Raw genomic sequence first — 23,612 nt, forward strand, 5'->3', positions numbered from 1 at the left:
TTGGTTGCTTGCCGCGTTTGCCGCGCTCGCCGCGCTCGCCGCGCTCGGCGTACGCTACGCGTGGTCGTCTGGAACGTAGTGGGCGGGGAGCATCGACTACGACCAGAGCGGGCGTGCCGTGCGCTCCGGCTCGCGCGCGTCCGCGACGGAGCTGCGTGCGCGCCCGCGACGAAGGCGAGCGTGTTCGTGACGAAGCGCCGCGCGCGCCGCGGCGGTCTGCCTGCTTCAGCGCGAGCTCGGACCGTCGATCTCGACGAACGCGTGCGCCACCATGCCCTCATGCGCCCCTCCCTCGCTGCGATGGCGGCCGCGGCATCGTCGCTCGTCGCGGCGCTCGGCTGCGGCGATGCGCCCCCGAGCGTCTCGTCGATCTGGGTCTCGCCTGCGCGGCAAGGCGAGCTCCGCGGAGAGCGGTTCTTCGACGCGCCGTGGCCGAGCGATCTGCGCCGCGAGGGCGGCGCGGTCCGGCTCGACGGCTACCACAACCCGCGTCGCCTCAGGATCCTGGACGAGTACATTCGCGAGATGGACTCGGTCCTTGACGGCTTCTCTCCGGCCGCAGCGGGGTTCTTGCGGTTCGCCGGGCCGATCGACGTGTCCTCGCTCCCGTCGACGCCCGCGCTCGCCATGAGCCCCCTCGGGACGGTGCAGCTCATCGACGTCGATCCGGGCTCGCCGGAGCGCGGAGCGCGGCGGCCGATCTCGATCCATTTCCGGCGTGAGGCCGGCGTCTACTGGCCCGCGAACACCCTCGCCATCATGCCCGTGATGGGCTTCCCGCTCCGGCCGCGGACCCGGTACGCGCTCGTCGTCACGGACGCGGTGCGCGGCGAGGGCGGCGGCGCGGTGGAGGCGAGCCCGGAGCTGCGCGAGGCGCTCGGGATCGGCCAGGCCAGCGTCACGCCCGACGCCGTCAGGGAGGCGCTCGCGCCGGCGGTGGACGAGATCGAGGCCGCGGGCGTCGACCGGGAGCGCATCGTTCACCTCACGGTGTTCACCACCTCCGACCCCACCGCGGAGCTCTTCGCGCTGCGTGACCACCTGCTCGCGAGCGTCCCGCCGCCGGACGCGCGGCCCGCGCTCTGGCAGCTCCTCAGCCACCAGGCGACGTGGGACGAGTACACCGGCGTGTACGGCCCGTCGCCGAATTACCAGATCGGCCGGGCGCCGTACCTCAGCCACGACGACGGCGGCGGCTTCGGGAGCAAGGCCGGCGAGCCGGTGATCGCGAGTTACTTCGACCTGCGCTTCTCGCTCACGGTCCCCGCCGCGAGCCGCTGCCCCATGCCGGAGGCCGGCTACCCCGTCGTGCTCTTCGCCCACGGCACCGGCGGCGACTACCGCTCCTACGTCCGCCGCGGCACCGGCCAGGAGCTCGCGGAGCGGTGCCTCGCGGTCATGGGCGTGGACCAGATCTTCCACGGCACGCGCCCGGAGGCGCCGCAGGATCCGTCGCAGGCCGGGCTCCTCTACTACAACGTGCAGAACGTGGCCGCGGCGCGGACGAACGCGCGGCAGTCGGCGCTCGACGAGGTGCAGCGGGCGCGCCTCTTCACCGAGTCACGGATGATGGTGCCCGCCGCCGTGTCCACCACGGGGGAGGAGATCCGGTTCGACCCGTCGAAGATCCTGTTCTTCGGGCACTCCCAGGGCGGGCTCAACGGCCCGCTCTACCTCGCGGCGGACGACTCGGCGCGGGGCGGGGTGCTCTCCGGGGCATCGGCGGTCATGTCGGTCACCCTGCTCGAGAAGACGAACCCGCCGCCGAACATCGCGGCGCTGGTCAAGTCGGTCTTCCTCGGGCTGATGGGCGAGGAGGAGGGCGAGGTGAACGAGTTCCACCCCGCGATCTCGCTCGCGCAGTCGATCGTCGACGTGGTCGATCCGATCCACTACGCTGCGCGCCTGTTCGTCGCGCCCCGCGACGGCTTCGCGCCGAAGAGCATCTACATGACCGAGGGCATCAACCCGGATGGCACCGGCGACAGCTTTGCGCCGCCTCGCGGCATCGAGATGCACGCCCTGGCGATGGGCTTGCCGCTGCAGCTGCCTGCGCAGCGTCCGATCCGGGAGTACGGCTTCGGCGGCCCCGCGCCCGTCGAGGTGCCGCCCGGAGGGCTCGCCGGCAACCTCGCCGGCGGCCGCGCGTCGGGGCTGCTCGCGCAGTGGCCGGTCCCCGAGGGGAGCGACGGTCACTTCGTGATCTTCGACGTGCCGGCGGCGGCCGCGCAGGCCCACGGCTTCCTCCAGAACCTCGCGGACGCCCCCTGCGGGCGGGTGCCGGCGCCATGAGCGCGGCTGATGTGCTCGCGTCGCGCGTCGCCGCGCTGCTCGCATGCGCCGGCGTGGAGGCGCGGCCCCCGGCGGCAGGGGCAGGCGCGTGGTCCCTCGCGCTGGCCGAGCCGCCGGATCTCGCGGCCCTCTACGCGGCGGCGGACGGCATCGCGCTCCCGGACGGCACGCTGATCCTGCCGCGCGGCGACGTCGCGCGGGCGACGGCGTGGCTCGCGGAGGAGCGCTCGCTCGACTGGGCGCACGACCTCCTGGTCATCGGGGAGCGGGAGGATCTCGTCATCGTGCTCGACCTCGACGTCGCGGGCGCGCGCGCCGGGGGCGGCGTGCTCGAGGCGCCGACCGACGGGCTGGCCTCGTTCCAGCGCGTCGCCCGCTCGGTGGTCGGCTACCTGGAGCGGCGCCTCGGCGTCGCAGGGGCCGAGGCCGCGGCGCCCGAGGTGCGGGCGCGCGAGGCCGCGGCGCGCCGCGACCTCCCGGCGCTCGTCGAGGCGCTCGCGGAGGAGATGTACCCGGGCGCGGAGCGGCAGGTCGCGCATGCGGCGCTCACGCTGGGCGGGCTCCTGTCAGCGCGCGGGGACGAGGCGGCGCTGGACGCCTTCGCGCGCTCGGTCGAGGCGCGGGTCGCGGCGGCGCCGCGGGGCGCCGCGGGGCCGGAGCGGCTCGCGGCGTGGCGCGCGTGCGAGATCGCGGCGCGGGAGGCGGGGTCGGAGGTGATCGCGGCGGTGTGCGTGGCGCGGGCGAGCGGCGGGAGGTAGGGGGCTGGCCTCGAAGCGCCTCGGTCGACGGCGCTTCGTCGCTCAGCGGACCGAGCTCACCGGGCGCCCCGCTCCCGGAGCCTTGCGCGCCACGCGCGCACCACGGTCGTCTGATCGCCCTTGCGCAGCATGAACTCCGTCAGCCCCGCGACGTCGAGCCCCGGCAGGAGCCGGCTCTGCCCCACCTCCGCGTAGCCGTCCGGGCCGAGGAGGTGGATGGAGAGCTTCCCCTTCTTCAGGAACCAGACCTCGGGCACGCCGAGCCCCGCATAGACGGAGAGCTTGTTGATCGTCCCGCTCTTCTCGATGATCTCGATCGCGAGCTCCGGGATCTCCCCGTCCTCGACCGTCCCGAGCAGGTAGCACTCATCCGGCTCCACCCCCCGCTCCGCGAGCCTCTTGCGGACGGTCATGCTGCCGTACCCGCTGAGAGGCAGCTCCGCCTCCTCCGCATAGGCCTCGACGAGACGGGCCAGGATCTTCTTCCGCCCCTCGTGCGGTCCGCCCGGGCTCATCAGCTCCAGCACTCCCTCGCAGTACGTCACCCGCACGCCAGCCCGGTCGCCGAGGGCGGCCAGGATGGCTTCGTACGCCTCCCACGAGACGTCATGAACGACGAAGAGCTGGTCTTCCGAGCCGTTCGCCGCGCCCGCGTCGGCGGCGCCGGCAGGGGGGACGAGGAGGGGTGCGGCGGCGGCCATGACAGCGTGCTCCTCCAGGGAGTATCACCCCCGCGCCGCGCGCTGGCAACCGCCGATCCGAGCGCCCACGCGCCGCCGCCCCGCTGGACGGCCCTGACGCGCGCCATGGACTCGCCGGACGCTGCCAGGGGCGGGCCCGGGTGCGCTCGGGAGCCGCGTCCTCAGAACACGCGCCCCAGCCCGTCGAGCGCCGCGACGCGGTAGGCCTCGGCCATGGTGGGGTAGTTGAACGTCGTGTTCACGAAGTACCGGATCGTGTTGTGCGGCGCAGGTTGCGACATGATCGCCTGCCCGATGTGGATGATCTCCGCGGCGTTCTCGCCGAAGCAGTGGATCCCGAGCAGCGCGAGCGTCTCGCGGTGGAAGATCAGCTTCAGCATCCCGACCTGCTGGCCTGTGATCTGCGCGCGCGCGAGCGTCTTGAATGTCGACTTCCCCACCTCGTAAGGCACCTTCTCCGCCGTGAGCTCCCGCTCGCTCTTGCCCAGCGACGAGATCTCGGGCGTCGTGTAGATGCCCGTGGGGATGTCCCGGACCAGCTTGTCGTCGGCGTCGCCGCAGATGTGGCTGGCCGCGTACCGGCCCTGGTCGTAGCTCGCGCTCGCGAGCGCCGGGAAGCCGACCACGTCGCCGACCGCGTAGATGTGCGGCTGGCTCGTCTGGAAGGTCTCGCTCACCTCGAGCTGACCGCGCTTGTTCGGCGTGATGCCGACGCTCTCCAGGCCGAGCTCGGCCGTGTTGCCCGACCTCCCGTTGGCCCAGAGGAAGACCTCGCTCCGGAGCTTCTTCCCGCTCTTCAGGGAGAGCACGACGCCCTCCTTCGTGGCCTCGACCGTCTCGTGCTCTTCGCCGTTCAGGACGCGGATCCCCTTGTCGCAGAAGTGGTACCCGAGCGCGTCGGTGATCTCGTCGTCGAGGAACTCCAGGAGATGGGAGCGCGTGTTCACGAGGTTCACGGCGACCTGCATGTTGCGCAGCATCGACGCGTACTCGCAGCCGATGACGCCCGCCCCGAAGATGGTGATGCTCCGGGGGGTGTGATCCATGCGCAGCAGCGTGTCGCTGTCGAAGACGCGCGGGTGGCTGAAGTCGATGTCGGCCGGCCGGTACGGGCGCGAGCCGGTCGCGATGACGAAGCTGTCGGCCGTGTACCGCCGGCGCTGGCCGCCGTCGCTCTCCACCTCGATCGTGCGCGGATCGACGAACCTGGCCTGCCCCGGGATGAGCTGGACGCGGTTCCGGTCGTAGAAGCTCTCCCGCAGGTCGACCTGCTCGTCGATGACGCGGTTCGCGGTCGCGAGGAGCTCGGCGAATGGGTACTCCGGAACCACATCCATCCGCTTGTAGATGGGGCTCTGGTTGATCAGGTTCATGTGGTAAATCGCGCGGCGCAGCGCCTTGCTGGGGATCGTCCCCCAGTGGGTGCAGCCCCCGCCGACCCGCGTGTAGCGCTCGATCGCCGCGACCGATTTGCCGTGCTTCGCGGCCGTCATGGCGGCGCCTTCGCCGCCCGGCCCCGTGCCGATGATGATGAGATCGAAGTGCGGGGTGGTCACCATCGAGTTCCTTGCCTCCGGCGCGCCGCGCGCGCCGGAGAAGGCTACTCGAACTGGAGCGGCTCGTCGTCGTTCCCGACGCCGAGCATCTCGAGGATCTGCCGCACCTCCATCGCGGCCTCGACCTCAGGGCCCGCGTCCAGGAAGCCCTGGAGGTGCTTCCGCGCGAGCGCGCGGTTGCCGCGGGCCGCGTACGCCAGCCCCATCGCGTGCATCGCCTCGCCGTCCTTCGGGAACCGGCGGAGCGCCTCCTTCGCCTGCGCGATCGCGCCCTCCGTGTCGCCGAGCCGACGGAGCGCGTGCGACAGGGCCACCCGCGCACCGAGGAAGCTCGGCGCGAGCCGCACGGCGGCGCGGTACGCATCGCGCGCCGGCTCGAGCTGGCCGAGCTCGTAGAGCGCGTGCCCGAGCAGGTTGTACGCGTACGGGTTCGACGGGGAGGCCTTGATCACGTCGCGCAGCGCGACGAGCGCCTCCTGGACTTGCTCCTCTTGCAGGAGCTCGGCCGCCTCCTCGACGGCCTCCCAGTGGGCGGCGTCGATCGATTCGTCCACCACGGCTCTGAGCACCATGGCCCGCAGTCTAGCCAGAATCGGCGCGCCGTCCTGGGCTCCTTCGTGGTACCGGCCGGGCGGTGAGGCGCCTGCCGCGGATCCGGCTGCTCTTGTGGCACGCGAGCGCCGCGATCCCGGTGCTCGGCGCCGCCGCGGCGTTCTACGGGCCCGCGCTCGCCAGGACGGGCGGCGTCTGGCCGGCGCCCCTCGACGACGTCTACATCCACTTCGGGTTCGCCCGCGCCGCGGCCCTGGGCCACCCGTTCTCGTGGATCCCTGGCAACGGCTACTCCTCGGGCGGGACCAGCCTGGTGTACCCCCTCGTCCTGGCGCCCGGGTACCTGCTCGGGTTTCGCGGCGCGTGGCTCGGCCTCTTCGCCGCGCTCCTCGCGTGCGCTGCGCTGCTGGACCTCTGCCGGTCGCTCCGGCAGCTCCTTGATCCGCGCGGCGGACCCGGCGCCGCCTCCTCCCGCTGGGTCGCCTGGGCCGCGCCGCTCTTCGTCGTGGCCGTGCCGTTGCTCGACTGGAGCTGGTTCTCCGGGATGGAGCTCGCGCTGCTCGGCGCGGTGATGGGCCGGGCGCTCGTCGCGGTGCGGCGCGCCGAGCTCGCCCCGCCGACGCAGCGCCCGGCCGAGCAGCTCCGGGCAGGGCTCCTCGCCGCGCTGCTCGTCGCGACCCGGCCCGAGGCCGTCGCGCTCGCGGCGCCGCTCGCGGTCGCCGTGGCCCACGCGGCGGGCTCCCTGGGCGCGGCGGCGTCGCTCGCGCGCGCGTCCCTGCCGACCGCGCTGCTCCTCGTAGCGCAGGCCGCCGCGAACCGCGCGCTCACGGGGGAGTGGAGCGCCGCGGGGGCGGTGCGCAAGCTCATCCTCTCGAACCCGTATCCGGCGCCGCTCGAGAAGGCGGTGGAGGTGATCAAGAACCTCGCTGCGCTGCGGGTGCAGGCGCTGGAGAGCGCGCTCGGCGGTCCGTCCTACGCCTTCCTCTTGCCGCTGCTCGGCGCGATCGCCGCGCTCGACCGGCGCGCGCGGCGCGTCGCCGTGCCGCTCTTGATCGGCGCCTACGGCTCGCTGCTCCTCGTCGCGCTCAACGCGACGGCGCGCTACCAGAACCTCCGCTATGCCGCCCCGGCGCTCGCGATGCTGCTCGTCGCGGCGGCCCTCGGGACCGAGGCGCTCGCGCGGCGGGGGCGGCTCGCGGCCGGCGTCGCCGCGGCGCTCGCGCTCGCGGCGCTCGCGGCGCCCTCCGCGTGGTTCGCGCGGCAGATCGACCACTTCGCCCGCTCCTCGGCCAACATCGCCGGGCAGCAGGTCGAGGTCGCGCGGCGCCTCGCCGCGCGTGTGCCGCGGCCTCGGCGGGTGCTGCTCGGCGACGCGGGCGCGATCCCGTACCTGTCGGGGATCCCGGCCATCGACGGGCTCGGGCTCGGCGGGTACCGGGGGATGCCGTTCGCGCGGGCCTCGGTGCACGGGGTGCCGGCCGTTGTCGAGCTCATCGAGCGGCTCGACGCCGCCGAGCGGCCTGACGTCTTCGCCCTGTACCCCTCGTGGTGGGGCGGGCTCGCGGACGTCTTCGGCCGGCGCGTCGATGCGGTGAAGATCGAGGACAACGTGATGTGCGCCGCGGACGAGAAGGTGATCTACGAGGCGGACTGGTCGGCGCTCGCCCTGCCGGGGGAGCGCCGCGACGGGGCCATCGACGAGGTGGACATCGCCGACCTGGTCGACGAGCGAGCGCACGGCTACGCGTTCCCGTCGCCGCGCGGCGGCTGGGTCGTCGGCGCCGTGCTGCAGGACGGGAGCGACGGCGGCGGTGCGCCGCGGTTCGACGCCGGCAGGATCATCCCCGAGGGGCGCGAGCAGTCGTTCGCGATCGGAGCGGTCGCCGCGAGCGCCCGCGGGCCCGCCGTGCTCGCGCTGCGCACCGACGGGGGCGGTCCGATCGCGATCGGCGTCGCGGTCGAGCGCGCCGCGGACGAGGCGCGCGTCGAGGTGCCAGAGCGCCCGCTGGACCGCTGGTCCGAGATCCGGGTGCCGCTGCGCGACGTCGCGCCGGGGGACCTGGTCCGGATCCGCGCGCTTCGGGGGACGTTCCGCAGCTTCCATGTCTGGCTGCTGCGGCCGTGATCGGCCTCCTTGCCGCCCGCGCGGCGTCCTCGTGGCGCGCGCCCGCGACACAGCGCGTCGCGAGCCACGAGGACGTCGCGCGACGGATCCATGGTAAGAGCCACCACGTGGCGAGGTGGTTCCGTGCGTCGGCCTTCGCGGCGACAGCTGGCAGGGAGGTGGCCTCGTTCGCGAGGCAGGCGGTCCTCCTGCCGTACGACACCCTCGCGCCGGTGATCCCTGACGGGGCGCGCGACGGCGACGAGGTGGTGGTCATCCTTCACGGGCTCTTCGCCTCCGCCGGCGTCCTCCGGCCGTTGCGCACGGCGATCGAGCGCCACGCCGCGATGTCTCGCGCCTCGCGGGCGCGTGGTCGGACGGACCCGGCGCGCGCCGAGCCGTCGTGGTCGGTCCACACGGCGACGATGTCCTACGCGCCGGGGCCCGGCGTCGAGGCGCTGTCAGCGCGCCTCGCGGCGCTCGTCGCGGCGTTGCCGGACGGGGCGCGCTTGCACCTCGTCGGCCACAGCATGGGCGGCATCGTGTGCCGCTTCTTCGCGCAGGAGGCCGGCGATCCGCGCATCGTGCAGACCATCTCCATGGCGAGCCCGTTCGGCGGCATCCCGCGCGCGGCGCTGCTCGGCTTCGGCGGCGCGCGCGATCTCGACGCGTCGAGCCCGGTCCTCCGGCGCGTCCTCCTCGGGACCGCGCGGTCGAGCATCCCGCACCTGTCGATCGTCGCGGGGGCCGACACGCTGGTCCGCTCGCCCATCGCGCACGCGCTGCCTGGCGGCGAGGTGCGGGTGATGGAGGGGCGGGGGCACAACACGCTCCTCTTCGATCCCGAGGTGGCCGCGCTCGTGGCGCGGCACATCGTCGAGCGGCGCGGCACCTTGCGTTGAAGGCGCGCTGACCTATCGCCGCTCGGCGCTTCGTGGTAGCTCGCTCGCGTGCGTTCGCCCATCGCCTGCCTCGCCGCCCTCGGGGCCTTGCTCGCCCCGCTCGCCTGGTCATCGCCGTCGCGCGCGGACGCCTCCGCGTGGACGTTCGTGGGCGCCGGCGCGGTCGGCTGGAAGCAGGGGGAAAGCGATCTCGTCTTCGACGGCGCGCTGTCGTGCGACGTCGGCGTCGGGACCACGCCCGAGGCGCCCGTCATCGTCGGCGGCTTGATGCGCGCGACGCCGATCCTCGACAGCGGCATCGATCTCGCGCTGCTCGCCCGGGTCGCGACGCGCGGCTTCCAGGCTGGCCAGCTGGGCCTCGCCCTCGACGCGGGCGGCTACCGCCGCTTCTGGGGCGCAGGCTCCACAGGCGTGGCCGGCGCGCTCACGCTGGGGGCGCCGCTCGGCATCAGCCTCTCGCTCCAGGGGAGCTACGGGACCGACAACGCCATGGCGTTCGCCGCCATCGCGGGCATCGACCTGCTGCGCCTCACCGTCTACCGGCAGTCGCTCCTGCCGCTGTGGCCGAACCCGTTCCCCGCGCAGCAGCGCGGGCAGGACGTCGCCTCGCGCTGAGGGGCGCGCCGGAGCCTCGCTCCTGACACGACGGCGGGCCGCTCGATTAGGAAGGTGAGCTGTCGAGAACCGGGCGTGTTACAGCGCGCTGGCGCTGCGGAGGCCGCTTGACCGGTAAAGCGCTCCCCGATAGCGTGCAGCCGAGAGGTCGCCATGGGGAGTCATCGCGGCGCTCGACGCCCTCCGCGCGATGAGACGTCCTGTGCGGCGGGTCGTCGACGAGAAGGAGGAGGCGCACGGGGCAAGCGCGCGGCGACACGTGCTGGCGTGGGTAGGGAAGTACCGAACGGCGCCCATTCCCGTCCGCGGCGCACCGTTCCCCCGCCTCGCTCTGAAGCAGAGGATCCTGTCAGGCATTCTCGCCGCGGCGGGCGGCTTGCGGAGGGCGTTCTCTCGTGCGTTCGGGCGGGGCGCCGAGAGGCAGCTCCGCAAGCGATTGCTAGGTGCCGCGCGGAAGGCGCCAGCATGCGCCGCGTTCCTCGCCGCCGTGATGCTGCCCTCCATCAGGTGCCAGGGCGAGCGGGAGTGGCTCCTGTATCGAACCCGGGACAATCCCAGGTGTTACTACCACGAGGAGTGTTTCTCGATGGGCTGTCCACCGCCCAATGGAGTCTTATGCGTCTGGCACAAAAGAATACAGCACGGAGTCTGTGTGTGTCAGGAGAATGGGCTGGGATTGAAGCCGTCGGATCTGGTGGATGCAGGTTCGCCCTGAGCAGGGTTCTCATCGCGCTCTCGACCCTGCCGGCGCGCGACATGGTTCCACAGTGCCCCGAGGGCTAAACAAGCTGGCGATGCGCCGTCGAAGCTATACCGTCTTCGCCGCTGTTGCGCTGGCCTTGTTCGGGTGCAATGCCGAGCGGGAATGGTTCTGGCATCGAACTCGTGACAATCCCAGGTGTCTCTCCGATGCGGAGTGCCTTTCGATGGACTGTCCGCCCCCCAATGGAGTCTTATGCGTCTGGCACAAAAGGATACAGGAGGGGGTCTGTGTATGTCAGCGAGATGGATTGAAGCGAGCGGACCTGGTGGATGCAGGTTTGCCCTGAGCCTGGCTGTCATCGCGTTGTCGAGCTTCTCGGCGTGTGACATGATGCCATATTGCCCCGAGGGTCAAACCAGATGGCAATGCAGTATTCGGGCGACTGCGTGTCACATGGCCTATGTTAACTACGTGTGCGCCGCCGACATGCAAACTGCGATTGTTGCGGCGAACAAAGAAGCGATATTGAGACTGAAGCCGCAAGACCAGAACATCGTCGGCACGACGTGCACGGACACCGGAGACACGACGGCTCCGCTCAACTTCAAGCCGCCCAAGTACAGACCGCAGGGTGTCACGTCCTGCGATCTGACCGCGGCGGACGACAGCTGCGTGGCGTGCGCCAAGGGCTTTTGCTGCGAGCAGTACCAAGCATGCTCCCAGGATACGAACTGCTCCTGCCTCGTCGGCTGCCTCTACCAGGGGAACTCGGTCGAGACGTGCACCAGCCCCGAGCACTGCGGCGCGGCGTCGTTCACCTCGGGTGCGACGGCGGACTGCCTCAACCTGGCGTGCGGCGGCTGCTCGGTCGCCGCCGCCATCGGTGAAGCCCTCTGCCCCGAGGCGCCGGTCGACCCCTCGTGTACGCCGGGCTCTTCCCTGGGCGGCGAGACGTGCGTTAGAGACGGCGATTGCATCTCGTGTTACTGCAATCCGGTCAGCAGGACCTGCGATTGACCGTAACCCGGCTGGGCAGGCGATGCCCGGCGGATCGGTCTGAAGGCGCTCCCGCCCCGCACAGCAGGGCCGCCGTCACCCTCCGGAAGCCCTGTCGGGCGCTCCGGAAGGCCACCCGCCGCGGTCCGGAGGCCATGTCGGCCGTTCTCGAAGGCATGTCGGACGTTCCGGGAGCCTTGTCGGGCGGTCCAGACGGCCACCCGCCGCGGTCCGGAGGCCATGTCGGTCGCTCCGGAGGTATGTCGGTCCGGCCGACATGCCCTCCAGAACGCCGAATCCGGCTCAGATCCCGGCCATCCAGCCCTCCGGCCGGCCAGCGAGACCCTCGGGCCTGCCCGACATGCCCGCAACACCGCGCCCCTGGGCCTTCAGAACCGTCCGGCGTGCCTCTCGACCGGCCGACGTGCCCTCGGCCACGCGCGGGGCTCCCTCTCGCCGGGCGCCGTGCAGCCCGGCACACGCTCTCGCGGCCGCGTCTCGCTCCGCTCAGCCGCCGCCACGCTTGGCTCGGAACCGCCTCCTCCGCTTCAGGGCGTGAACCCCGCGAGCCCCTCCACGAGCCGATCGAGATCCGCGCGGCTGTGCCGCTCGGTCACGGCGACGAGCAGCTCATCCCGCCGCCGCGCGTCGATCCGCCCGAGATCCAGCCCCGCGATGATCCCCTGCTCGGCCAGCGCCCTCGTGAGCCTCCCCGCGTCCCCGCCGCGGACCTTCACGACGAACTCGTGGAACGTCGGCGCCGACATCGGCAGCGAGTAGCCGTCGAGCCGCGCGATCTCCCGCTTCAGGTGCTCGGCCTTCGCGAGGCACTGCTTCGCCGCCTCCACGAACCCGCGCTTGCCGAGCATGCACATCCGCATCGTGACCGCCGTCGCGCAGAGGCCGCTGTTCGTGCAGATGTTGCTCGTCGCCCGCTCGCGGCGGATGTGCTGCTCGCGCGTCGCGAGCGTCAGCACGTACCCGCGGGTCCCGTGCTTGTCGACCGTCTCGCCGACAAGCCGGCCGGGCACCTGCTGGAGGTACTTGCGGTCGTTCCGGCACGCGAACAGCCCGACGTTGGGGCCGCCGTACTGCGGCGGCAGCCCGAGCGGCTGGCCCTCCGCCACCGCGATGTCGGCGCCGAGCGCGCCCGGCGACTCGAGCAGCGCGAGCGCGTACGGGTCCAGGGTGACCGTGATCAGCAGCGCGCCCTTCTGGTGGCACACCTCGGCCACCTTCCGGATGTCGCCCACGACGCCGAAGAAATTCGGATAGCCGACCACCACGCAGGCGGTCGTCTCGTCAATCGCCCGGGTCAGCGCCTCGACGTCCACCGTGCCGTCGCGGCCGACGTCGATCCCGACCAGCGACGCCTTGCCGGTCCCGATGCCGTGCACGTACGTCTCGACCGTGCCGATGTAGTCGGGGTGCACGCCCCCGGACAGGACCGTGCGCTCCCGCCCCGTCAGCCGGCGGGCCATCAGCACGGCCTCCGCGAGCGCGCTCGCGCCGTCGTACATCGACGCGTTGGCGATCGGCAGCCCGAGGATCTCGCTCACGATCGTCTGGAACTCGAAGATCACCTGGAGCGTGCCCTGGGAGACCTCGGGCTGGTACGGCGTGTAGGCGGTGTAGAACTCGCTGCGGAGCAGCAGCTGATCGGCGGCCGGCGGGAAATGGTGCTCGTAGGCGCCGGCCCCCAGGAACGAGAGCATGCGCCCTGCGCGGTTCTTCTGGGCGAGCTCCTCGAGGTGCCGCATGAGCGAGGCCTCGTCGAGCGAAGGCTCCATCGAGAGCGGGCGCGTGAGGCGCGCCTCCTCCGGGATCGCGCTGTAGAGCTCGTCGAGCGACGACAGGCCGACGGCCTGCAGCATCTCGCTGATTTCCTCGGGCGTGTGGGGCAGGTAGCGCATGGTCTTGTGCAGCGGGAAGCGGGAAGGGTGATGCGGAATGCGGAGGGGCGCGGCGCTCAGTGCGCCGCGGTCTTCAGGAGCTCGCTGTACGCTTCAGGATCCATGAGCGTGCCGAGCTCGCCCTGGTCCGAGGGCACGACCTCGATCATCCACGCCTTGCCGTAGCAGTCGTCGTTGACCAGCTCGGGGCGGTTCTCGAGATCCGCGTTCACGCGCTGGACCTTGCCGCTCACCGGCGCGAACAGATCGCTCAGCGTCTTGACGCTCTCGATCGTGCCGAACGCCGTGCCCGCGGTGATCGTGTCGCCCGGCTTCACGTCGAGGTTGACCAGCGTGATGTCGCCGAGCTGCTCGACCGCGAAGGCGGTGATCCCGATCACGACGAGATCGTTCTCCTGCTTGGCCCACTCGTGATCCTTCGTGTACCGCCGGTCCGTTCGGACATTGTCGCTCGCCATGTGACTTCTTCTCCCTTTGCCAACCTGGGTCTCTGGTCGTCTGGTCGCCGCGTGTGTGTCGCTCGGATCGACCCGCCGCGGCGCGCCTCGGCGCGGGTCAGGCCCGCTTGTAGAACGGGGTCTTGACCACGACCGCCTCGACCGAGCGCCCGCGGCAGTCCACCTGGAAGGCGGTCCCGATCGCCGCCATCGGCGCCGGCAGGTAGCCGAGCCCGATGTTCTTGCCGACGGTCGGCCCCGGGCTGCCGCTCGTGCAGACGCCGACCTTCGCGCCGCTCAGGTCGAGGAGCGGGTAGCCGTGGCGCGCGATGCCGCGCCCCGTCATCTCGAAGCCGACCAGCTTGCGCGCGGGGCCCTCGTCCTTGATGCGCTGGAGCGCCGCGCGCCCCACGAAATCGCCCTTGTCGAGCTTCACCACCCAGCCGAGGCCCGCCTCGATGGGGTTCGTCGTCTCGTCGATGTCGTTGCCGTACAGCGACAGGCGCGCCTCCAGGCGGAGCGTGTCGCGCGCGCCGAGGCCCGTCGCCTCGATGCCAAGCGGACCGCCGAGCTCGACAAGCGCGCGCCAGAGCCGCTGCGCGTCGGACGGCGAGCAGAAGATCTCGATGCCGTCCTCGCCGGTGTAACCGGTGCGGGCCACGGTGCAGCGCACGTTGGCGAGCGTCGCGTCGCGGAAGTGGAACGGCGCGAGCTCGCGCAGCGCAGGGCCGTCGCCGCCCGCGAGCGCGACGATGTCGAGCGCCTTCGGCCCCTGGAGCGCCATCATCGCCGTGCGATCCGACGCGTCCTCGAAGCTGCAGTGGCCCTGCGCCGCGCCCCGGATGTGGGCGGCGATCTTGTCGCGGTTCGATGCGTTGCAGACGATGAGCCACTGGCGCGCGTCGATCCGGTACACGATGAGGTCGTCGAGGATCGTTCCGGCCTCGTTGCACGCGCACGTGTAGAGCGCGTGTCCGTCCTCCAGCTTCTTCACGTCGTTCGTGACGAGGTAGTCGACAACCTGTCCGGAGTGCTCGCCGCTCAGGATGATCTCGCCCATGTGCGAGACGTCGAACAGCCCGGCGGCGGAGCGCACCGCCTTGTGCTCTTCGGTGACGCCTCGGTACTGGACCGGCATCTCCCAGCCGGCGAACGGGACCATGCGGCCGCCGAGCTTGATGTGCTCGTCGTAGAGCGGCGTCCTTCGGAGCGGAGCGGTGGGGAGCGGCTTGGTCGACACGGCCGCGATCTACTTCGAAAGGTCGGAGATGTCGACTGGCGCCGACTGGCGCAGCGGCCCCGCGGCGCTGGAGGTCGAGGCCGCCGCCGCCGCGCTCACTCGAGGCGGGTGGGATCGATCACCTTGCCGTCCGGCGTGAGCCCGCTGCGGCGCCAGCGCTCCTCGACCGACAGGCCCTGCTCCGCAGGCGGCCGGGTCTCGTCGCGGACGACGAGCTCCGAGATGTGCGCGCGCGAGACGACCTCGATCCGGATCATCCGCTGCGGCGCGCTCTTCACCGTGGCGCGCGAGAAGATCGTCTTCGCAGGCCCGGTCTCGACATTTCCGGCGAGGACGCGCGTGCGCACGTAGTTCGCCACCCGCTCGGCAGGGATTTCCCCGACGGCGAAGACGGCATCGGAGAAGCGCGCGCTCACCTTCATGCGACGCGGGATGGGAAAGCCGAACGCCTGCTCCGCCCCCTCGGCGAGCTCGCCCGGCAGCGCCTGGTCGACCGGCGGCTTCGGCGCTGAGGCCTCGCTCGCCTGCGGCGCCGGCGCTGGCGCGCTGGCGTCGCTGCGGCAGGCGGGCGCGGCCGAAGCGCACGCGACCAGCGCGGCGAGCGCGCCGGCGGCGCGCGACAGGCCGGCTCGCGTCATTCGATGAGGGTGGCCCACGAGTCGATCTTAACGACCTTGCGCGGCCGCTGCAGCGTCCTCGTGCTTGTTCGCGTCGCGCCCCCCTGGGCGTCCGCGTCGCCGGCGGCGCCGGTGTGGAACACGAGCTGGTACTCGGGCGGGGTGGACTGCCGGACGATCGTCTGCGGGCCGAAGTACGGATCGGTGTAGTTCTCCGTATCCGTGCAGGTCGGCTTCTGGGTCACGGCCACGCCGAAGACGATCGTGCCCGGCGACTGCAGCTCGAAGCGCTCCGGAGGCGCGAGCGGATCGACGACGAGGCAGCCGTTCGGGAGCGCGGGCGACGTCCCCGCCTCGCCGAGCAGGTAGTCGACGCCCCAGATGGCGCCGCGCCCGTCCGCGCACGCGTAGGTCCCGGGCGCGACGGGCGTGAACGTCGCGAAGTACGCGCAGCCGTTGAAGAGGGAGATGGGCCCGGTCACGCGCTGGCCGCCCGGGAGGGGGACGGCCCAGTTCTCGCTGAAGCGGAGGCTTGTGTTGTGCGGTCGCTCGGTGATCGACCAGACCCGCGTCTCGATGGCGCCGCTCGCCGTGAACGCCTCCTGATCGCCGGTGGAGAACAGGATGACCTTGTTGCCGAGCGGATCGGTGCTCACGATCGGCGTCGTCTGGATCGGCTGGCTGCTCGCCGCGCTGTCGGTCGGGAACGAGTACGCGTCCCAGGCGAGGTCCACGGTCCAGTTGTCCGGGTTGGTGCTCGTCAGGCTGACGCGCCAGAGCGTCCCGTCGGCGTCGCCGACGTAGATGCGCTCCGCGACCTCGCCGACGCCGGCCGGGAACGGTACGGGGACGCCGGTGATCGGCGAGTCGAAGTCGACCTCCGTGGTCCGCGAGGCGAGCCCGGCTGGGGCTTCGGAGGGGAGGCCGCGGAACGTGCGGAGGATCTCGCCCGTGTCGAGCCGGACGATCGTGAGCGAGCGCGACGGGCCGACGGGGCCGCCGGTGCCCGCGCTGCCCCAGCACCGGACCGAGTCGCGGACCGCCAGGGTGCCCGTCGGATAGAAGAGCGGGTGCGTCGTGTTCTTCCGGTTGCACGCGGGCTGGCTCGTGTCGAGCGGAGCAGAGCCGCCGGGCAGGATGGCGACCGCGATCTCCTTGATCGCGCCGCCGGACTCCATCTCCACCATGCCGATCGCCGGCGTCGGCGCCGCCTCGCCGAACAGCGGGGCGCCGCTGCTGTCCGTGGAGAGCTGCCAGAGGAACCGCGGAGCACGGGGGTTCGTCACGTCGAGCGCGTAGTAGAAGCTGCCGCCCGCGCCGCCGCTGGCGAGGAGCACGGTGTTCCAGGTCGCGTTGGCGCTGCTCACCTGCGCCGACGTGCGCTCGAAGACGACGTTTTTCACGACGGGCGCGCCGTCGAGCAGCAGCGATTGCTGGTTGAACGTCGCGAGGAGCCGGGGGAGCACGTGGGGCGGCAGGAACGACCAGAGCTCGTTGTTCTCGACCTCGTCCACCTTGAGCGGGTCCGACGCGGTCGCCGCGGTCACCTGGAAGGCGTGCAGCTGCCCGTCGGTCGTCGCCGTGTAGAGCACGAGCGGCCGGGTCGCCTGATCGGGGTGCTCCGCGAAGGCCCGGTAGGACTCGTCGGGGATGTAGTCGTTCGGCGGCCCCACGACGACTGGCGTGGAGTGATAGATGCTGCCGAGCTCGTTGCCGTCGCGGGAGGCGACGCCCGAGGGCATCGGCTCGCCGACCTCCCACTCGATGAGGCGCCGGGCGCAGTCCGCGGCGTTGGTCGCCTGCAGCCCGCCCGAGCACTGCGGCGGGACTGCCGCGCTGGGATCGAGGTCGAGCGCGCGGGACGCGCTGGAGAACGCGTTCGCGAAGATCGACCCCTGCGCGAGCGCGCCGCTGTTGGTCATCGTGCCCGTGTAGCTGCCCAGCCCGTCCGTGGCGACGGTGGCGGGGCGGATGCTCCGGCTCGACCAGATGCGCTGCGCCGTGGTGTCGAGATCACCGATCACGGTGAAGAACCGCCGCGGCTGCCCGGTGTTCGAGTTGACGTTGGCCGCGAAGTCATCGCCCTTGCCGGGGTCGATGTCCTCCAGCTGCGTCGTCATGACGCCGCTCACGGACTCGCAGACGAAGCGCTTGCGCTCGAGGTTGCCGCTCCACAGCGAGCCGTCCGGCGGCGGGCTGAACGACGAGGCGAACTGGTAGGCGACCCCCGCGGCGGTGCTGCCGGTGTTCGTGTCCGTGACCGCGTTGGCGAAGACGGGGAGGGTGCGGCTCGTCGAGTTCGCGGCGATCTGCGCGAAGATCCGCGACATCACCGCGGAGAGCTCGTTGGCGTCGTTCGGGAAGTAGCCGCGGTCGGTCCCGCCCTCGATGGCGATGCGCGAGAGCGTGCAGCACGCCTTGAGCGCGCCGGACGCGCCGTCGCAGCGCCCGCCCGCCAGGAAATCGGACGAGGAGATCGTCGAGCAGTCGGTGCCCGCCTCCGTGGAGAGGCCGAACCCGACGGTATAGGTCGGCACGCGCCGGTTCGGGTTGACGTGCGTGTTGAGTGAGTGGGCGATGACCTGCGGCTCCTCGTAGGGACAGCCCGTCCCTTCCGGGCCGGGGCCGGCGCCCTGTGTGCAGGTCGGGCGCAGGTCGAGGTTCGGCTCGCCGTCGGAGATGAGCACGATCGAGGTCTTGCGGCAGCCGCCGCTGATGAACGGATCGTCGCGCGGCCCGAGCGGCCGACTCTTCCAGGTCGAGGCCTCGTTCAGGATGTAGTCGCGCGCGTCCGACAGCATGCCGGCGAGCGGCGTCGCGCCGTAGGGGCGCGCCGCGATGAGCGCGTTCTGGATGCTGTCGTTCACGCTGCGGATCTCGGTGTTGTCCGCCGTGTAGGACGGGAAGGGGATGAGCGGCCCTTCCCAGAGCGGCGCGCCCGGGTTCCTGGCGCCGACCTCCATGTCCGCGGCAGCGCAGGCGGGCGGGTTGCCCCGCGCCGGGTATCCTGCGCCGCTCTCGAACCCGAGGAAGTAGCTCCACATCCCCTCGATGCCGCCCACGGGATCGGGGACGCCGGAGAGGAGCCCGGTGCTCGCGTCGGGGAGCGTGTCGAACGTCATGAGAGAGAACCGGATCCGGTCCTGATAGACGTCGAGCAGGCCGGCGTTGAGCTGCGTGAACGGCGTCGTACAAGGCGTGGCCGCGTTGTCCCAGCGATGCTCTCCCACCAGATCGTAGGTTGCCCCCGGGCCCTTCGTGCAGTGGCCCGAGATCATGCGATGGAACGGGATGTAGTAGTTCCGGTCGTAGGGCGGCTCTCCCCCGAGGCTGAACTCGCTGACGAACGCGGTGCCCGTGCGGGGCTGCGCGACGCAGCTGAAGTTCTGGATCGGGCCCGTGAGCGACTCGACCAGCTTCGTCCAGCGGCTCTTCAGGGCCTCAGAGGCAGGGGGAGTGCCTGGGTTGCAGTCCGGCTCCCCGCCCGCCACCGTCTTCTCCATCGAGCCCGACGTGTCGACAAGCAAGAGCACGTTGGGCAGCGGCGGCTCCACATCCATGGCCTGCGCGCGCGCGCGCCCCGCAACGAGGCCGAGCGTCGCCGCGGAGCTCATGGTGACAAGGACCTTCGTCAGGTTTCGCATCGTGCGCTCCGGTTCGTCACTTCGAGCAGAGGATATCGGCAACTACAGACATGGATTCCTGGCTGCCCGCCGTCGCGATGGCGGAGCCGCCGGGCCATGCGATGAGACGCGCGCTCATGGTGACCGTGCAGTAATCGACGCTCACCGGGTTCGGGCCGCCCATGTCGCTGCCGGCGCGGTTCCCTATCGCAGGCCTTATCTTATCAGTGATCTCCACCTTGGCGATCCACTGGACGGGGGCGCGACCAAGGCTCCCGGGCGTCTCTGGGGGGCCGGCCGTGGGCAGCTCCAGGAGCGGCTCTGCCGCGTCGAACGTGTGCGGCAGGAGCGGCCAGCACTCGTCGGCCATGACCGAGCAGCTCGTCGACCTGGGGATCATCTCCAGGCCTCCCTTCTGCTCGATCTCGGCGATCGCGAGCTGCATCGCGTACTCGGTGAGATAGTGGGTCTGCGTCATCCGGCGCTCGTGACCGCTGGCGATGGTCGACAGCGTGGCCGCGTGGGCCGCGAACAGGCCGATGGCGGTGAGCATCGTGATGACCAGCACCACGATGAAGACGGCGGCGCCCCGCTCGCGGGAGCGCCGGCGGGACCGGGCGATGCTTGCGTTCACCATTGGACGTAGGCCTGGTTGGGGAGCGCGATGTCGGCGTAGAGCGTGCGCATCCGGGCATAGACGGGCGGCGATCCGGAGGGCGCCGTGTCCCCGAGGGTGTTGGCGCTGGCGACGATGCCAGGGATCAGGAACCTGAGCCTGCGGCCATCGGCGCCCAAGGGGAAGCCGACGTCGCGATCGGGCGCGCGGGTGCGGGTCGAGAGCCGGATCTGGACCGACCGCACGCGCTGCGGCGTGCCGGGCGGTCCAGCATCGATCGCGGCGGCGGTGCTGTACACGAACGCGTTGTCGATCGTGGTGATCGGAAACCGCGTGATCTGCGGATTGGTCACCCCGGGCACGGCGCCCGCCGTTGCGGTGGAGATCCCGAACTTCAGATCGACGGCGTACTCCGCGATGAGCTCGAGCGTGTCCGGGAGCTCTTGATCCTCTTCGTCGAGCTCGACCCGCACGAGCTCGGTGCGGCCGTTGTCGCCGGTGAGCGCCGGCGTGACGGGCGCCACGAGCGGGGCGTAGGCCGTCGCCTTGCCGACGAGGCTCCGGATGTCGTAGCGGACGCGGGAGACGACGTTCACCCATCCTCCGTCGCCGGTGGAGCCGCCGGGGGTCACGCCGCAATCGGCGAGCCCGACCAGCGTTGGCAGGCCGGGATCAGCCTTCAGCGTGATGGAGATCTGGATGGGCGGATCGCCGATCACGTTGACCTGATCGATGACGCCATACAGGAACTTCTCCTGACCGCGGACCATGATGCGCAGGAAGCGGCGAGGAGCGAAGATCTGGGTCAGGCTCTGCCCGCCGCCCCGCGCGCGCTCGAGCGTGCGCTGCACGGCGGTGCTGCTCGGGTTGAGCTCGACGACCCAGTCGCCTGACTCATCGCTGATCTTCCTGAACTCGAACAGCTCGGTGCTGTTCAAGCTGCCGCCGATGATGATGGAGTCAGGATGCAGGTCATTGGCCACCGAGCTCTGGCTGAGCTCCGTTCCATGGAGGAGCTCCGACCCTTGGCGCAGGATCGAGATTCCGGCGAGGCGCCTCAGGCCGACCGGCGAGGCCGGGACCTGACAGACCTCCGGATCCTGGAGGATGTTGGGCGACGAGAGGTAGCCCGCGCGCTGCAGGTCCGCGGTGAGCCGGTTCATCCCGAGCGTCGCCGCGAGGTGGGAGGCGGAGGCCCTCGCCTCGTTCTGGAAGAAGCGCGTCGCGTTCTTCGAGAGCAGGAAGGCCGCCAGCGACACGATGAGGCCTGCCGCCATCGCCACGAGCAGCTCCACGAGCGTGAAGCCTCGCTGTCCTGATGCCCGCGCGCGCGGGCGGGTGGTGCGTCGGCTCGTCGTCATCGCCTGTCCTCGCTCGTGTTCCGGAGCACGCCGGTCGTCAGGTAGACCGCGCCGAAGCGCTCCGGATGCTCGTCGACGTCGATCGGGGAGATCCCGCAGTTGATCGGGTCCCCGTTGCGCTCCCAGATGACGCGGATCTCGGCGCGGATGAGGCTGTCCCAGATCAGCACGCCCGACACGGGATCGGTGAACTGGCGGAAGCGGACGTGCGTGCAGAACGCGGACGGCGACGCGTCGCCCGTGTAGATGTCGGCCCCGAGCACGTCGGCGCTCGGCGACCCGAGCGCGGCGATCTCCGTGGGGGTCACCTTCGTGAACGGGGCGGTGGTGCTGAGCGCGAGCCAGTCCGTGTCGCTGTTGATGTCGGGCACCCGCATGGGATCGTTCCACTGGAGCGCGTCCACCCGCAGCCGCTCTGCCCAGGTCATGGCGATGCTGTTGGCGATCGCGAGGTTGCGCGCGTTCGTGTTGCTGATGAGCGTCGCCTTCTGCAGCGCGAGCACCCCGGTGGCGCCGATCGCGAGCACGCCGAGCGCCGCCATGACCTCGATGAGCGTGTAGCCGCGGCTCGCCGCCCTCTTCGCACGCGCCGCGCTCACAGCCCGAGCCTCGCGACGCCGTTCGGCGGGACGAAGACCGAGCGCAGGAGGCCGGTCCTGGTGTTGGTCACATCGACCCGGAGCGCACCGAGCAGCGGCGCGAACCCAGCGGCGGTGTCGTAGCGGACGAACGTCCGCCCCCGCGGCGTGAAGCAGACGTCGGCGTTGGCGCGCGCCACGCCGGTGGGATCGAGCAGCTGCATCGCCGCCAGATCGATGCCCTGGGTGTGGAACGTCGTGACCGGCTCGGTCTCGGCCGGATTCATCCAGTCGACGACGCTGAGGCAGCTCTTCGCGATCAGCGGGCCGGCGGGGGTGCTATCGACCAGCGCCTGCTGCACCTGGAACTCGCCTGTCGAGGCGGTCCACCGCACGAGGACCGCTGTCCCGCGCCCGATCGCCTGGTAGCGCGCGAGCCGGTAGATGCCGCTGATCTCCATCGCGGTGCGGTTCACGCGGCGATCGCGCATGCCGCTCACGAAGCTCGGCGACGCCGCGGCGGCCAGGATGCCGATGAGGACCACCACCGCGAGCAGCTCCGGCAGGGTGAAGCCGCGCGCGCCACGGCGGCGCAGCGCGCGCTGCCCCGGAGAGCAAGCCCGCGGTCGATCGGAATCACGAGGAGGAGGTCGCGAACAGGAGGGAGGGCGCACCAAAGGCTCGGCAAAGGCAAGCTGCATGCCCTCGACGGGTGGCGCTAAGTCGTTGAACTTCATGGTGAATCTCTCAAAGCGATTCGCCGCGGGCGCTAACGATTGCGGCGCTATGAAAAAAGGTGCAAGGCGAACAGGCCATGCGATTCCCGCCCGAAAGGTGTTCACCGAGAGGCCCATTGGACCACAGCGCGCCTGCTGCGACGACGCGCGCGCGCCCCGCGAGGCCGTTGCGCTCCCGTGCGTGGAGCTGCGCGCTGCTCGCTGGCGCGCTCGTGGCCGCGCTGTCCTCGGGCTGCAGCAAGAAGGAAGAGCCCCTCGGCGCGCCGCCGCCGCCTCCACCGGCCGCGAAGCCGGCCGCCTGCGCCGGCGGCGGGGGGACGATCAGCGACGCGGCGAGCGCGCCGTTCTTCCCGCGCACGACGGGCGGGTTCTGCCTCGACCCGAACGGCGGGGAGAAGACGTTCGGCGAATCGGCGCCCCTGCCGCTCGACAGCATCTGCGACATGTTCGACGGGGAGTGCGAGATCTACAAGGGATTCGGCGTGCGGCGGGTGGTCGAGGCGCGGTACGTGAGCGGCGAGGGCGGCTCCGCGACCGTCGACGTGCATCTCTCGAAATTCGGATCCACGGAGGGCGCTTACGGGATGTTCACGAAGCGCACCGTGGGCGACGGCGACCCCGCCGATGAGGCGACGCCGCGCCCGATCGAGGGGGGCGGCGCGGCCGCGATGGGGGTCGGGAACGTGTACCTCTGGCGCGGGCAGTACCTCGCCGAGATCACCTACAACGACGAGGCGCTGGCCGAGGCGGCGCTCAAGTCGTCGAGCGAGAAGGTCCTGCCTGGGCTCGTGAAGGAGATGGGCGCCAAGCTGCCCGGCGAGCCGTCGCTGCCGCCTGCCGCGGCGGCGCTGCCCAGGGACAACATGATCCCGCTCGGGATCCGCTACGAGACCAAGGACGTGCTCGGGGTGGATGGCGCCGGGCCCGGCGCGTTCGGCTACTACAAGGAGGTCGACAAGCGCTACCGGGTGGTCGCGATCGTTCGCGACGACGTCGACCAGGCCAAGGACGTGGTGTCGACGCTGGCGAAGCTGCCGGGCGCGGCCAGGGAGAAGGGCATCGGCGACGGCTCGGTGCGCCTCATGAACAAGGACGGCGAGGGCTCCGCGACCGAGTGGGTGTTCGCGCGCGCCGACAAGACCGTCTACGGCATCGGCGACGAGGCCCGCGTGCTCCGCAACGGCATGACGGCCGACGAGCACGCCAAGCTGACGCTGACCAAGGAAGAGAAGACGGCGAGGCTGAAGAAGCTCGTCACCGCGCCGGCGCGCTGACCGCAGCGGGCGGGGTCGAGCCGCCCGGGGCTCGCGA

19 protein-coding genes are annotated in these 23,612 nt (G+C 71.5%); 7 read left to right on the top strand and 12 right to left on the bottom strand.

The window, feature by feature from the left end:
• Nucleotides 1–279: 279 nt before the first annotated feature.
• Both WME79_RS10955 and WME79_RS10960 read left to right on the top strand, forming a co-directional pair.
• A complete protein-coding gene (locus tag WME79_RS10955; RefSeq protein ID WP_437534689.1) occupies nucleotides 280–2,292 on the top strand; it encodes a hypothetical protein in 2,013 nt (670 codons plus the stop codon).
• Nucleotides 2,289–3,050 (top strand): hypothetical protein, encoded by a 762-nt coding sequence (locus WME79_RS10960; protein ID WP_437534691.1) that lies wholly within the window; start codon nucleotides 2,289–2,291, stop codon nucleotides 3,048–3,050. Before WME79_RS10955 ends, WME79_RS10960 begins: the two co-directional genes overlap by 4 nt.
• 56 nt (nucleotides 3,051–3,106) lie before the next feature.
• Here the strand turns inward: WME79_RS10960 and WME79_RS10965 are convergent, their stop codons facing one another.
• The 3 genes from WME79_RS10965 to WME79_RS10975 form a co-directional block, all read right to left on the bottom strand.
• Nucleotides 3,107–3,751 (bottom strand): Uma2 family endonuclease, encoded by a 645-nt coding sequence (locus tag WME79_RS10965; RefSeq protein WP_437534693.1) that lies wholly within the window; start codon nucleotides 3,749–3,751, stop codon nucleotides 3,107–3,109.
• Between the two features lie 161 nt (nucleotides 3,752–3,912).
• On the bottom strand, nucleotides 3,913–5,310 hold the full coding sequence (sthA, locus tag WME79_RS10970; protein ID WP_437534694.1) for a Si-specific NAD(P)(+) transhydrogenase: 1,398 nt from the start codon (nucleotides 5,308–5,310) through the stop codon (nucleotides 3,913–3,915).
• Nucleotides 5,311–5,351: 41 nt separating this feature from the next.
• On the bottom strand, nucleotides 5,352–5,879 hold the full coding sequence (locus tag WME79_RS10975; protein ID WP_437534695.1) for a tetratricopeptide repeat protein: 528 nt from the start codon (nucleotides 5,877–5,879) through the stop codon (nucleotides 5,352–5,354).
• Nucleotides 5,880–5,941: 62 nt separating this feature from the next.
• Between WME79_RS10975 and WME79_RS10980 the strand changes: the two genes are divergently transcribed.
• From WME79_RS10980 to WME79_RS10995, 4 genes are all read left to right on the top strand, one after another.
• Nucleotides 5,942–7,984 (top strand): hypothetical protein, encoded by a 2,043-nt coding sequence (locus WME79_RS10980; protein WP_437534696.1) that lies wholly within the window; start codon nucleotides 5,942–5,944, stop codon nucleotides 7,982–7,984.
• Nucleotides 7,985–8,091: 107 nt separating this feature from the next.
• Entirely contained in the window at nucleotides 8,092–8,865 is a 774-nt protein-coding gene (locus tag WME79_RS10985) for an esterase/lipase family protein (RefSeq protein WP_437534697.1), read from the top strand.
• A gap of 48 nt (nucleotides 8,866–8,913) precedes the next feature.
• A complete protein-coding gene (locus tag WME79_RS10990) occupies nucleotides 8,914–9,480 on the top strand; it encodes a hypothetical protein (RefSeq protein ID WP_437534698.1) in 567 nt (188 codons plus the stop codon).
• 1,156 nt (nucleotides 9,481–10,636) lie between these two features.
• Nucleotides 10,637–11,200, top strand: coding sequence for a hypothetical protein (locus WME79_RS10995; RefSeq protein WP_437534700.1), 564 nt, complete (start codon nucleotides 10,637–10,639; stop codon nucleotides 11,198–11,200).
• Nucleotides 11,201–11,727: 527 nt separating this feature from the next.
• On the opposite strand, the gene gcvPA is transcribed toward WME79_RS10995, so the two are convergent.
• From gcvPA to WME79_RS11040, 9 genes are all read right to left on the bottom strand, one after another.
• Entirely contained in the window at nucleotides 11,728–13,092 is a 1,365-nt protein-coding gene (gcvPA, locus tag WME79_RS11000) for an aminomethyl-transferring glycine dehydrogenase subunit GcvPA (RefSeq protein WP_437534702.1), read from the bottom strand.
• Between the two features lie 56 nt (nucleotides 13,093–13,148).
• On the bottom strand, nucleotides 13,149–13,550 hold the full coding sequence (gcvH, locus tag WME79_RS11005) for a glycine cleavage system protein GcvH (protein WP_437534703.1): 402 nt from the start codon (nucleotides 13,548–13,550) through the stop codon (nucleotides 13,149–13,151).
• Between the two features lie 97 nt (nucleotides 13,551–13,647).
• Nucleotides 13,648–14,769 (bottom strand): glycine cleavage system aminomethyltransferase GcvT, encoded by a 1,122-nt coding sequence (gene gcvT / locus WME79_RS11010; RefSeq protein ID WP_437534704.1) that lies wholly within the window; start codon nucleotides 14,767–14,769, stop codon nucleotides 13,648–13,650.
• Between the two features lie 95 nt (nucleotides 14,770–14,864).
• Nucleotides 14,865–15,407 (bottom strand): hypothetical protein, encoded by a 543-nt coding sequence (locus WME79_RS11015; protein ID WP_437534705.1) that lies wholly within the window; start codon nucleotides 15,405–15,407, stop codon nucleotides 14,865–14,867.
• The gene (locus WME79_RS11020; RefSeq protein ID WP_437534706.1) at nucleotides 15,404–19,030 is read right to left on the bottom strand and encodes a hypothetical protein; all 3,627 of its coding nucleotides are present in this window, start codon (nucleotides 19,028–19,030) and stop codon (nucleotides 15,404–15,406) included. The genes WME79_RS11015 and WME79_RS11020 overlap by 4 nt, the downstream gene beginning before the upstream one ends.
• A gap of 16 nt (nucleotides 19,031–19,046) precedes the next feature.
• Nucleotides 19,047–19,646 (bottom strand): hypothetical protein, encoded by a 600-nt coding sequence (locus tag WME79_RS11025; RefSeq protein WP_437534707.1) that lies wholly within the window; start codon nucleotides 19,644–19,646, stop codon nucleotides 19,047–19,049.
• Nucleotides 19,640–20,986: a PilW family protein gene (locus tag WME79_RS11030; RefSeq protein WP_437534708.1), complete on the bottom strand. Its 1,347-nt coding sequence runs from the start codon at nucleotides 20,984–20,986 to the stop codon at nucleotides 19,640–19,642. The genes WME79_RS11025 and WME79_RS11030 overlap by 7 nt, the downstream gene beginning before the upstream one ends.
• Nucleotides 20,983–21,585, bottom strand: coding sequence for a type IV pilus modification PilV family protein (locus WME79_RS11035; RefSeq protein WP_437534709.1), 603 nt, complete (start codon nucleotides 21,583–21,585; stop codon nucleotides 20,983–20,985). The genes WME79_RS11030 and WME79_RS11035 overlap by 4 nt, the downstream gene beginning before the upstream one ends.
• On the bottom strand, nucleotides 21,582–22,418 hold the full coding sequence (locus tag WME79_RS11040; RefSeq protein WP_437534710.1) for a pilus assembly FimT family protein: 837 nt from the start codon (nucleotides 22,416–22,418) through the stop codon (nucleotides 21,582–21,584). The genes WME79_RS11035 and WME79_RS11040 overlap by 4 nt, the downstream gene beginning before the upstream one ends.
• Before the next feature lie 50 nt (nucleotides 22,419–22,468).
• On the opposite strand from WME79_RS11040, the gene WME79_RS11045 reads away from it, so the two are divergent.
• Nucleotides 22,469–23,575 (top strand): DUF6599 family protein, encoded by a 1,107-nt coding sequence (locus WME79_RS11045; protein ID WP_437534711.1) that lies wholly within the window; start codon nucleotides 22,469–22,471, stop codon nucleotides 23,573–23,575.
• Nucleotides 23,576–23,612: the final 37 nt, after the last annotated feature.

The sequence above is a fragment of the Sorangium sp. So ce726 genome (assembly GCF_051521405.1).
Lineage (GTDB): Bacteria > Myxococcota_A > Polyangia > Polyangiales > Polyangiaceae > Sorangium.